Source organism: Pseudoalteromonas ardens (assembly GCF_030125445.1).
Taxonomy (GTDB): domain Bacteria; phylum Pseudomonadota; class Gammaproteobacteria; order Enterobacterales; family Alteromonadaceae; genus Pseudoalteromonas; species Pseudoalteromonas ardens.
The window spans coordinates 1,129,525-1,141,930 of record NZ_JASJUV010000001.1 but is presented as its reverse complement, the minus strand read 5'-3'; the positions used below and the strand labels follow the sequence as shown (position 1 = coordinate 1,141,930).

At 40.1% G+C, this 12,406-nt stretch carries 8 protein-coding genes; all 8 read right to left on the bottom strand.

Annotation, left to right across the window (positions count from 1 at the left end; translation table 11 throughout):
- Positions 1-307: 307 nt before the first annotated feature.
- Positions 308-634 (bottom strand): hypothetical protein, encoded by a 327-nt coding sequence (locus QNM19_RS04220; protein ID WP_049862956.1) that lies wholly within the window; start codon positions 632-634, stop codon positions 308-310.
- 383 nt (positions 635-1,017) lie between these two features.
- A complete protein-coding gene (locus QNM19_RS04215) occupies positions 1,018-1,365 on the bottom strand; it encodes a hypothetical protein (RefSeq protein ID WP_049862955.1) in 348 nt (115 codons plus the stop codon).
- Between the two features lie 469 nt (positions 1,366-1,834).
- On the bottom strand, positions 1,835-2,182 hold the full coding sequence (locus QNM19_RS04210) for a hypothetical protein (protein WP_049862954.1): 348 nt from the start codon (positions 2,180-2,182) through the stop codon (positions 1,835-1,837).
- Positions 2,183-2,201: 19 nt separating this feature from the next.
- Positions 2,202-5,891: a DNA/RNA non-specific endonuclease gene (locus tag QNM19_RS04205; protein WP_082225299.1), complete on the bottom strand. Its 3,690-nt coding sequence runs from the start codon at positions 5,889-5,891 to the stop codon at positions 2,202-2,204.
- Positions 5,892-5,906: 15 nt separating this feature from the next.
- A complete protein-coding gene (locus tag QNM19_RS04200; RefSeq protein ID WP_049862952.1) occupies positions 5,907-8,567 on the bottom strand; it encodes a hypothetical protein in 2,661 nt (886 codons plus the stop codon).
- Positions 8,568-9,123: 556 nt separating this feature from the next.
- Positions 9,124-10,095, bottom strand: a complete 972-nt coding sequence (locus tag QNM19_RS04195; RefSeq protein WP_049862951.1) for a hypothetical protein — start codon at positions 10,093-10,095, stop codon at positions 9,124-9,126.
- 853 nt (positions 10,096-10,948) lie between these two features.
- Positions 10,949-11,275, bottom strand: a complete 327-nt coding sequence (locus QNM19_RS04190; RefSeq protein WP_049862950.1) for a hypothetical protein — start codon at positions 11,273-11,275, stop codon at positions 10,949-10,951.
- A gap of 804 nt (positions 11,276-12,079) precedes the next feature.
- Positions 12,080-12,400, bottom strand: coding sequence for a hypothetical protein (locus QNM19_RS04185; protein ID WP_049862948.1), 321 nt, complete (start codon positions 12,398-12,400; stop codon positions 12,080-12,082).
- Positions 12,401-12,406 lie beyond the last annotated feature (6 nt).

The following is a 12,406-nucleotide window of genomic DNA, read 5'->3' as shown; positions in this document are numbered from 1 at the left end:
AACACAGCTTTGATATTCTAACCACACAATACGGCTTGGGCCTTTATTAAAGCTGGTGGCCAGAGCAAGGTTGTTTGCAGAGGTTACATCATAGTGCGTAACCCATTGCCTGTGTGTCGTGCACGCAATATCATGATGAGCCTTCCGTCGTGGCTATATAGCCGTTTAATATCTCTGGCTTCAACAGGGTTGCCACAGAAGAGTACAACTTTGCATCATTAAATATCATCAATCCATGGAACGTAACAGAAGAGCAGACAGCGTGCTACCTGCACGCCAGTATAAAATAGCCCCCTTAAACTGGACATCACTGAATCCACACTTCAGAGATAAACGGATAGCCGTTTGTTCCATCTCCAGTACACCCATTTAAAGCAAGCTGAACTTGCCCACCAGTTGCATACGCCGTAAGTAACGCTGAGAACATGTTTATGTTGTGCATTTGTCCATCTTGTTTCAGATACAGATAGTCCGTATTTGAGCATTTTCCAGGATTAGTTGCATCGCTCTGAGTGATCAGTATTTGGCTACCCTGGATACGGATCTTATCAATAGAGCCCCTGCTCCAACCGTCATAGGCATATGACAGTGACGTAAAAAAAGTGGCAAACAATATAACTATTGAGATTTTCATAAGCATTACCTTTAATCTATTCAATAACTTTAAGTCAGAGTGCACTGATGGGAAATAAATAGAAAGTCATGGCTTTTCAAAGGGAAAACATTTAAAAAGCCACTATACATTCAATAACTTAACCAATCATAAGAGCACAAATAATAAAAAAGAAAATAACCAAAAATAGTTTATTTTGTGATTCTACAGAATTCTTCTTAAGAAAATACACCAAGTTTTTACTAGCGCAAACTGACGAACCAACCAAAGAGCCGATATATGTTCTTAAAAAACTACGACCCATTTAAGTGATACTAATTGCGTTGTCGACCGTATCAAATGGGCCGACTCTGCTTTTGGCTATACAAATGATGCCAGGAAAAAGCGCTAGACAAATCCAGGCTTTATTTTATCGTGATGAAATTTACGTCCGATAACCCAGGATAGATTGTGCAATTTTCCCTAGCATATACATCAACTTTGGCTTTAGTTGCATGTGCGGTCAACGCCAGTGAAAGCAGAGCCTGCCCCATAGGAGTGTCACCTTTAAACTGCATACGTTTGGCTGCTAAAGTATGGCAACTTCCTTCCTGCCCATGCATTACTGTATCCGAAGTAAATAAAACTGAGCACATATCATAGGTATCGACATAACCACAATAAACACTCTCAATTACCGCATCTTTTACATGTACTACCGCATTTGCAGCTCCAGATGCGATTAAAACCAATGAAAATATAACATTCCTCATAATCAACCTTAAAATCAAAAAATTAAATTCGGCACACTAAAAACAAACTTAAACAACTATAAACCAAAAACATTTCAAAAAGTGTAAGATCGAAAATTAATATACTATCTTATTTAGCCAGATTAGCTTCAGAAGTTGATATTATGAAAGTAGCTCAATCACACCTCCTGATGCTCTAAACTAACTTGAACATACCGTAATGTGCCAAAAGCTCAGCCTCTTTCTTTATATAAACCAATAACACCAAACTTTGAGCCTGTTCTATGGACTTAATATATGTCACACCCTTTAACAAGGAAGCTCTTTCAGAACACCAAGTTGCTTTACAGCCCAATCTGGGAGTTACACTGCCGAACGTGGTCTATAGAGAACGTTTACTACCACAACCGAATGTAGATTAAAACGGACAAAAAATGCCCGTAATTACGGGCATAATTTATCTTAAATTTCAGCTCGATAGGCCGTTGGCTTACTCATCGCCCTTTAACCAGTCCGACTTTTCATAGGTGTACTCTATGTTAAAGCTGCTGTCCTGGAAAAGGGTAAAAGTTAATCCCCAGATCTGCTCGCCCGTCGTTTCAAGCAGGTTATCACGAAGGAAAAAGGCTGCCCTGTTCAAATCTAAACTTGCCTGCAAAGGCAGATCTATATGAAGCGGTGGACTTGTCTGCTGACCTTCATAATATTTCCATACAGTACTAGCAGTAGCACCGTCTCCAATTTCTAATATCATTTCCAATTTATCAAACTTCTCTTCTGCATCAAAATGTGCGAAGAGCACGTTTCCCAGAATATTATATGCTTGTTCTGTATTCATTCTTTAGCATTACCTGAAGTTATTGATTGAATGTGTATCTTTTTGAAACACCGTTAACAATAGAGCGAACCACAAAAATATTTGGTCGTGTCGCAGTTGGAGTGTCAGGATATCCGACCTGAATATCAACGTACACATCTTTTCCATCTTTTAACGCCTTACCCAATTCACGCTCCATTGTGCGGTACAATTTGCGATTGAGCTCACGGGTCATTGGTACCAGATTGATCTTATCACCGGCACCGCCTAAGTGGGTGGCTATTAAATGGCCACCATCGTGTAACTCATGGCTCTGCGCATTTCCCTCGTGCCCGGTTTGTGACTGTTGGTAGGTGTTTCTGTCAAGCTTAACTCCTTTCCCGGCTTCACCAGAAACAGAAACTACCCGGCCATGTGCGTCAGTCGTATAGCTGTGACCATTGCTCAATACATATTTGGTGTCTGCTTCAAGTTTACCATTGACTCGCTTATCCCAGTTACCTTTGCTCCCTACGGGTACTTGTACTTCTTTCAGTAGCCCTGAAGGTAAGTCGACGTTTCCACCTTCTTGTCGATTATCGTTAAAGATATCTTTGATTTGTTTTGCCAGCTTGTCATTAAGATAGTTATTGCGCTTCAACCAGTCGATCATTTCATCGGCTGTTTTGAAACCAGGAATAACACGTTCTAATGCACTTTCTCCAAGGAAAGTAGCCAACCCTTTTGCAAGCGCTGTTGGATCACCATTTGCTGCACGATAGAGCGTCCACAACTCTTTTGCAGTCAAGGCAACGTCGACAGCTTTCAAAACCGACAAGAATACCGGTACCAGGAAAACAGCATTGTTCGCAGCAGCCCCTTCTGCAGCAGAAGCCGCAATGTCAACATCGCCATGTGCGGCAAATGCACTCAATGCACCCGACAACTTGGCATAATCCACTCCAGTAGCAAGTAATAGATCAACTTTCTTACTAAGCTCGCTAGACACTTCATCAGAACGGAAATACTCAAGAACTTGCTCTGGGGTTTTACCCTGCGCTTTTAACTTATCAGCTATTGCTTTGTTTTCCTCGAGTAACTCATTAATTGCGCTTGCTTTGTATATATCCGCAGTCAGCTCACCAATGACTGCACCGCCAGCACCAGACGCACAACCATGGCCACCGTTAGCATTGGCAACTTCTGACGACAGCGCTCCTCTGATGCAACCCGCACCAGCATGTGCAATATATCTGACTAAATTGTTGACCTCTCCTTTCTTAAAGTTAATTCCGATTTCCTTAGCCATGGCGTCACCCAGCGCATTAACCGCTGTTGTTGCAAGTGATTGAGTTAATGACTTACTAAAATCACTTAAACTACCACCGTCAACGATTGTCGAAACACCTGCTCGAACGGCAGAAGCCATCACTGCATCAGCGGCTTGATTAGCTAGTTGAATCGCTTTTTCACCTTCAAATAGCGTGCTCCCAAATCCAGCATTATCAAAGAATTTCAGGCTTTTGAACGCTTCACTATTCAGTATCCCTGCTGTGGCCATCGCTGTAGCTAAAGACCTAATACCATCTGAAGACAACATTGTTCTGATCGTACCGTCTAAGCCTTTACCACTTGCAAGGCTTGTTGCTGCCTGAGTAGCCATAGTGGTCGCTGCTGCCTGGATCATCGCGCTTGTCGCTGTATGCGTAATAGCCCCGGATGCAGTCTGTGCCCCGAAGTTTGCGGCAATCGAGCCTTGACCACCGGTCCAGCCCATTCCCCCAGGTCCCATTGCAACAGAGACTGCAATTGCAATAACAGCCATAGCAGCTGGAGACAAGGAGCTGGTACGTTCGTGAACTTCTATACGCTCTAATTTCTGAAAAGTTACGTTCAACAAGCTGCCTGAACACTTAGCAAACTCAGGGTCATTTCTTATGCTAAGTGGAAAGTTTGCAAGCTCAGAGGCTGACGGGCAGGCAAATTCAGAATCTCTATATATCTTTTCCATCCAACCCAAAGAGCTAGACCCTGCGAATCCACCGATAATCTCTTGTACAGTCTCTCCCTGGTACTGACCCAACTCTAACTTGATCCCGTGTGAGGCCGTGGCTTTAAACCCACCAACGATGTCATTATAAACAGCTGTATCAGAAGTGTTTTGAATTGTCTCGGTTTCGATTTTCCATGTTGATTTAGAGACTCTATTATAGAAGTAATGGTTATGTTCTTTCGCGAGCAGTAGATTAAGCTTACCATTTCGAGCGTCTACTTCAGTACCAACAGCAGAAGATATGTCTGCTGCTTTCAGTGTTATTTCACCGAAATCAGAAGCTATCTTTATTCCTTTTCCAGCTTCAAGTGCAGAACGAATAGCTATCGTCTCGAACTCTTGTTCCTGAACCGAGGTTTTACCCCACTTTTTCGAACGATTTGATTGAAACTCATCAAATTCGTTAGCGATATAAATACCATTTCTGGCAAGAATGTTTATTGTGCCTTCATCTGCATGGAGTTTTGATGCATACAGCTCTACATTACCACCTGCCATCAACGTAATACTGTCTTTTGCACTTAATTCCGTCATAAGGTTTTCAACAGTACCAACATCCTCAGAAAAACGAGGTGAAGAAAAGCTTGAAGATGAAGTAGCTTGCGCCGATTTAAGAATAATGTTATTTGCTGCGTTAAATTCAATATTGTTTCCAGAAACTGAGGCTCCTTCCAAAACAATATCATTGCTCGCCTTGATATATATATTATTGCCTTCTAAGCGGGCAATCTTTCCGAAGTGTGTACCTTGAGAATAAGGCGTCTCATACCTATGAAGCAGTGTTTTCTGTACATAATCATTTGTGAATATATTTATATTCTCTTTCGCCGAAAAATTACTCGACAAATTTGAAACTGTGCCACCTGCAACAATATTTAGGTCACCATTTGCAATAATCGCACCTTCCACCACAGATACATCCTTCGCGGCTCTAATAATTGCATTACCATAAGTGTAAAGATTGCCAGTATTAATAGTAATATTTCTAAACTCATTAGAGTTACCATGAAACTCAACCTGATGACCGTTTACCGTCTGAGCCGTAATGGTAGAATCGGTTAAGTGCAATATTGGTACAAGCACTTTTCGACCACCGACTGTGCGCATTTCCGGCCAAATAAAGTTGGAACCAAAAGCATTCACTTGCGCCTGAGTGACCGCACTACCAAATGTCACCTTACCTGTTTTAGAGAATAGATAGGCATTATTATATAAACCATTAATCTGATTTGACTCACTTGTGTAGCCAATCAACAAATTTCGGTTCAATTGATTATATACTTGCGCTCGAACAAACCTTGACTGCACAAAGCTATCGCCAACTCTCTCAGATAAAAGGTATATTGGAAGAACGATAGTGATACCGCCTGACATTATCGGCACCATAAGCGGAGATTCAAGTGACGACTTATTTGAATTTTTTAATTTTTCAAAAAAACTCTCTATATTCTGAACTGATGAATTAACGACTTTATTATCAACAAAATCAGACTTAACATAAAGGTGACCATTACCATTATAAACTCGAGTATATTGAGGACTCCTCAACTCTGCACTTATTTGGTTGTTTGTCATAGCAAACGCAATACTCGGCAACATAACCTGCCAGAGCAATAAAAATATATTAAGCGTAGCTACGGATTTTTTCCAAAAAGGAACTCTATATTCAAAGCCCCAATTTTCACTTCTATTTCTCATAATTATAACTCTAGCTTATTCTGGCAACTTTGAAATTAGAACTTTTCCACTATCAATTTCGTTGACACGAAGGCACTTAACTTTACGTTCCTCGCATCTCTTCAAATTAGGAAGTAAGTTATCATGTAAGGCCATATAGCCACTCACTTTATAAGCAAACTCAACCATAGTATCGTTTGTTGTTATTTGATAAGCCGTTTTAAATGCGGTGTATGGCAACCAAGTATCATAAGGAGGCCTTGATCTATCTTCATGTTTCAAACCACTTATATATTTATCAAGTCTTTCTTCTATCTGCGTAATTGTTAAACCTGTGTTACCAACAAATTTATCTTTATTTGAGTCGGTTAGGAGTTTATCCAAGTCAACAGTGTGCTCTTTTTTACTACAACTCCTTCTGAAACTATCGTCAGTATTTGCTATAAGTACCTTGCGACATGTGTAAAGCCAAAATTTTAAGATATCTCCAGATACAGAAAATGACGTAACACTAGCGTATTCATTAGGACCCCAGTTATATTCCAATGCCGCCATATATTTTTTCCCAGCTGCTGCTTTATCGGCTTCCAGACCGTTAACATTGTGAAGGTCTAAATCTGCAGAACTAGGAAGATCTTCTTTTACACCGTACACACCACCATGAAATGACAGCAGCGTTTCAGCTTCAACTTGAGTTTCTATCACTTCGGAACTACAAAGGCCTGTAGATTGACAATACTTAGTATCAGCGTATGTCGCAGCAAACGTGTCTGAGCTCAGTTGCAAACCAACTGACGTTAGCTTTAGATTGTTAAAATATGCTTTTGAAAATACTTCTACGTAGGAGAACAGGTTATTAAACTCCTGAGTTGATCTTGGGCTTTTTGTGCCATCACTCACTCTGAGTTTTCCAAAAACAATCATTCTTCCTGGTGGAGAGTAATTAACAACCTTCGATTTATTACCTTTTTCGGAAGCATATATTTGGGTTTTCGAGTCATTAGTTACACTAAAACCAGAATAGTAAGCAGTGTCTACATCCAAATGATAACGTTCGTTAAATACTTTATTCGCATTTATGTCAAAGGTACCACTTTGACTAAGGCTTAGTATTGCAGATGAGTTTAAGATGTAATTTTCAACATCAATTTCAAGGTTATTCTCTGCTTGAAATATCACAGAGTTAGAACGTGAAGAGCTGACTTTGATTGATGAGCTCCAATCATTAGCTCCTCTACTCAAAGAATATGGGTTAATATTCTCGAATGCCTTTGCAGAAACAGAGATTCTACTCGCAAAAACTTTCGCGGAAAGATCCGGCATATTTCTATAATTTATTTTATCTTTGACTAAATGATATATACCCTGATTTAACTTTTCATGGTCTTTTTCCAGCTCAAGCAACCCCCAGGAGCTTGAAATCGATTGACCACTCCTTCTCACCCCATTGGCCACGATACCTTTCAAAGATTTAAATGTTACAGAATGGCTTCTTATGACACCGCCATAAGCATTCACGATATCCCTCTCTGTTTCAACGACCAGTTCATTGGTGTTTACATTCTTTGTATTATTAAACTCTCCTCCAGCAACTTCAATATGATGTGCCTCTAACTCACCGTTATTAAAAACACCATGCCTTGCAAAAAGAGACGCTTTTCCGGAAAGAATCAAACCATTATTCGTAAAACTTCCCGCAGTAACAACTTCAACTTTCTTATCACTCATGATTGAACCTGAGTTCGTAACTCTAGGATTAATAACCATAGGACGCCCCCGATGAGGTGAAAATGGGTCCGAATAATCGATAACTGTAATATCTCCAACAGTAGTTATAGAAACGCCTTCACTTGGAACATATATTCCATCACCCGAGTTACTGGAAGATAAAGCTTCAGTTAATGTATTTATCTTAGTTCCATTATCTATTTCTACTTCTAGCGAAGATGCGATCGAAAATCCAGCTGACTTATAAACACCTTTTATATTCACCTTTGGAATATCTAAACGGATAAAACCATGCATAAGCAAATCAATGGAATGATTATGATTTTTCGTTACCCTTCCACTATTATAATCAACAGTATACTGCCCTATATAAAGAGATAAGCCACCAGTACCCACTTCAACATCACCACTCTCATTCGCAACCAAGTATTCTCCTTTATGATTAGTCGCCTTCAAGTTCAAGTCAATTAATGATGATTCGGACGTCGTTAATTTTGACGTGTAAATTTCTAATGATTGTGCACCTGGCGCATAAATTTCCCCAACACTAACACCTATATTCAATACAGCACCGTAGGGAGTGGTATATATAGAATCACCATTATAAGATCCATTAACAAGACTAACTCTTTTCACATTATCGAAGTCACACCTCATACAACTAATTCCATCAAAACTGGAAATGACTAAATCAGCTGGATGTCCAATAATTCTAATCTTCGTGTTTATAAGTTGGGAGAATGTTTGAATATGTATTTTGTTCTTCTTCGCATCCCCATTGTAAATCAGCAATGGTTTTCCAAGAGCAAGCGAGTCGATTTGAAACTTAGCACTATCCGAGTCAGCCGGCTCGGGTGTGAGAGCATAAAAATTATCAAATTTCTCTATACTACTTATCCTTGCACTTGCACTTGCACATGCAAAGTACAAAGCACTGTAAAGAATCACTGAGAACAGCAGTTTTTTCATAAATATTAGGCACCTAACTTACAGTTGTTTTGGGAAATCTCTACGCTCCCAATTATCAAAAAGCGGGATTCTAACAGTTACTTTTTCAACAATCAATTCCTCATTAAAGGAACAAGAGAATTAATTTTTACATATTAAAATCAATAACTTAAAATTTCAAAAGTAGATTTTGAAGTAGACACCCACACCTTTAACTATTGAAATAAAAACAACTTTCTTACTCTGCATCGAATTCATGTGACAACCAAAAACCGCTCATTTTTTGCCAAAGTATAATGAGCAAAGACCTGAGTCTGCCTGCACCGATCTTGCGCCAATAGTTTAAATCTCAGTTTAAAAGTTTAAAGTAGACATCCACCCGTAAACTCAACGCTTTCTTGCGGGCAGGTTCAATATAGAAATGCAAGATGATTGATTCCTGTGCTTACTCTCAGCTCAGGGCAATGCAATTGGGGAGTTTAAACACAAAATCCAGGAAACAAGTCAGATCCAGGCAATACTATAAGGTCCCCAAGCGTGTACTTAGATAAATGGAAATGGTACTTAAGAAAAGGTGTTAACCCAGTAAAAGCTCGCACTGAGTCAAGTTGGCACGTCGCCTTTTATGAAGATGTTCACAGTAATCGGTCATCGCTTGCTTTCGTCCTACAGCACCATGAAAGACCTTTGTAAATCGGGTGGTAAGCTTGAGCCAACTATCCGGATCTATATGCAACCTCTGCAACAGTGGCTGACTATCGCTGATATAACCCCGCTTATCTGCACGCATACATAGGCCTGTTAATTCCACCAGTTGAATGTAATAAGTCAGCTCAAACGGCAGTCCTTTGGACCTGTGCTTTCTTGGACTACCCGCAAAACGTAGCAAGCTTTTGGGTTGCTTACCTTGCTGTGCATGCTTAATACGCTTTTTAATGCTGGTGTAGTCTGACGTTTCCGGAGTCTCTGCCATTTGGGCTCTGACTGGGTTCAGGTCAACATAAGCCAAGCACGCTGCCAGTGCTGCTTCATCCAGTAAAGCCTGTGACTTAAATCTTCCTTCCCAAAATCGACCTGTGCAACCATCTTCTTTATTGGCCCTGCGGGCTATGTCTTCATTCAATACCCGCATAAACCAACTGATACTCGCAAGGCGTCTTCTGAATTCACTAATATCTGTACCCAGCATACATCGTTCTGCCTCACTCAGCTCATCACCATTGATGTATTTTTGCGTCAGCAAATTACCCTTAAACAGCTTGTGCCAGCGAAGTACGATTGCTCTATCTGAAATCCTTTGTGCTTTTTTATCATCTACATACAGTACGATATGTGTATGATTGCTCATAACTGCGTAGCCACACACATCAATGCAAAACACCTTTGCAAGGGTCAGCAATTTTTCCTCAGCCCAGTCACGCCGATGTTCATAAGACTTGCCCGTAACGCGGTCTTCGCCGCACAGAAATGCCCGGCGAACACACCGGGATATGCAGTGGTAGTACTTAGTATCTGATAAGCTGACTTGCTTCTTCCTTGCAGTTGGCATACTTTGTAATCCTCAATCCATTGAGTATCACCTAAAGGTAGACGGTATGCATTCCGCACGCCAGTTTAGTGCGCTTGTTCAATTCGCCAACCAAACGATCGCACATTCGATAAGCCAATTTTAGGTGGCTGTCTATGTAATTTGTTTTCCAGTGCCCACTGCACAGTACGCTGGCATCATTGAATATAAAAAAAAGCGCTGACTGAGCGTTCACTTTAAATGGGTGGTTCGCAACTTTGCATTGCGTACGCCAGTTTAGGTGGCTATCCATTTAACAACTACCGATTTTGAATGGGTGCCAATCAAAATTTCTTACTAAATGAAGTATAAAAACCAGCACCAGCCATGAAGTTAGAAACACCATTGGAATAAAACCATAACTACCAATATCCGAACTTAAATAGCAAGTTATGTATATTAAAAGTCCATAAAGACCAGTAAGAAAAAGCCGATTTCCGAATAAGCTTTTGAAAAAGAATAAAAATTCATGCACCCTTACCAATTCTCCACTTTTCTCTGAAAATGACTCTGAATAACTCCATCACTATTGAGTATAGTTTTTGTCGTTACCACGCTCCCAAGGCCGCTATCAGCATGATAGCCTGTTACAAAATCAGCACTTATTTCTTGAATGATGGTATCTCCAACTTGAACCTATCCATGTGCTGAGCGCTAACTTTTGAGTGGATATCTTCGCAACTTTCGCATTCGCAACTTTCGCAACTTCTCTTCTCAACTACCTAAAGTTAGACGGCACACCTCCATACACCAATTTAGGTGGCTGTCCACGTAACCCTCCTGTGCGCCAGTTTGGGGTGGGTGTCCTTGTAACTCCGCCCTTGTAACTCTCCTTTTAGGTATAAAGATTCGCAATTACCGGAACAATAAAAACGATAGCTAAAAATGGATATTGCATCAGTAAATACCATCTACTCTTATCCAGCGCTTTTGTTAGTTCTTTCGACTCTATAGATGCTTTATATTTCCCCATTATTAAGAAAAAGTAAAACTTCATATCCCTCATCAACATGAACTTAGTTTCAACTGAGTTGGAAAAAACAACTAAATTTTTTAATTCAGCCTTATAGTCCGAAGCCAAAACTTCATCGAGTGATCTAATATACTTTGTTGTAAAATAAACAACGCATAAAACGTTAATTAAAAAAGTAAATTCAAGCACTAAAACATCCCCTTGTATCCATTGTTTACAGTAACTCCCATAGCTCCTGATATCGATGTCCCTATAGCCCAATCTTTATATTTCCACTCAATAAGTTATGCACGATACACCCCTGTAAACTCAAAGGAAAATTGTGCCTAAGTTCTATACGCCAATTTTAGGTGGCTGTCTTTGCTGCACTTGACCAAAAACAGAAAGCCCCCAGCGGGTACAGGGGCTTTAGATTGGATGTCTTGTATATTTTTTACTGGTAAGTTCCTGATTATAACCTTCTATAAATATGCCATTTTTAGAGCTAACATCACCAGCTCCAACCCCGCCTAGATACATTTCAGCATAGCTTTGAACAGCTCCCCGAAGCTCTCTTTTGCCAGTGCCCACTGCACAGTACGCTGGCATCATTGAATATAAAAAAGGCGCTGACTGAGCGTCCACTTTAAATGGGTGGTTTGCAACTTTACGACATCGCTGGAGCGTCCATATATGGGTTCGCATTTGCTCTCTAAAAGTAGACGGCGTATTTCGTACACCAGTTTAGGTGGCTGTCCATGTAACTAGTTTTCCATGTAACTATGTTTGCTGCACTTAACCAGAAACAGAAAGCCCCCAGCGGATACAGAGGCTTTAGATTGGGTGTCTTTTATATTTCGTTTTATATTTCGTAACCCTAACCCTCCGAACAAGACGCGCATCCTGTGCGCCAGTTTGGGGTGGGTGTCTTTGAAACTTTGTTCGAAACTTTGCTCTTTAAGGTGGCTGTCCATGTAACTCCTTTAAATAAAGCTCCATATTTGTCATATTTATTTAATAAGACTTTATTTTAACTAAATCAAAATGAAGTTCACCTTCAGTACATTCCACGCCATTAGTGTTGTGCAAACTAATAGTCATTTTATTTTGCAAAGCCAATAGTATAACGTCAATAACTAAATCTCTAGAATCAATGTCAGATTTCAAAAAGTAACTTTCCTTTTTACAACCAATTGACTTTTCAAGGCGCACAATTAATGAGTTATTTGGAAGAACAAGAAGTTCTGAAACTTTACCTGCCGCCACGAAACTATTTTTCGCTTCAGCTATATTGCAAAACACCAGCACCATAAGAACAAACATATTTCTAATCATTTTCAC

Coding starts and splice junctions, on each gene's coding strand:
- QNM19_RS04220 (WP_049862956.1), bottom strand. CDS start 634: ATGAAAATCTCAATAGTTATATTGTTTGCCACTTTTTTTACGTCACTG.
- QNM19_RS04215 (WP_049862955.1), bottom strand. CDS start 1,365: ATGAGGAATGTTATATTTTCATTGGTTTTAATCGCATCTGGAGCTGCA.
- QNM19_RS04210 (WP_049862954.1), bottom strand. CDS start 2,182: ATGAATACAGAACAAGCATATAATATTCTGGGAAACGTGCTCTTCGCA.
- QNM19_RS04205 (WP_082225299.1), bottom strand. CDS start 5,891: ATGAGAAATAGAAGTGAAAATTGGGGCTTTGAATATAGAGTTCCTTTT.
- QNM19_RS04200 (WP_049862952.1), bottom strand. CDS start 8,567: ATGAAAAAACTGCTGTTCTCAGTGATTCTTTACAGTGCTTTGTACTTT.
- QNM19_RS04195 (WP_049862951.1), bottom strand. CDS start 10,095: ATGCCAACTGCAAGGAAGAAGCAAGTCAGCTTATCAGATACTAAGTAC.
- QNM19_RS04185 (WP_049862948.1), bottom strand. CDS start 12,400: ATGATTAGAAATATGTTTGTTCTTATGGTGCTGGTGTTTTGCAATATA.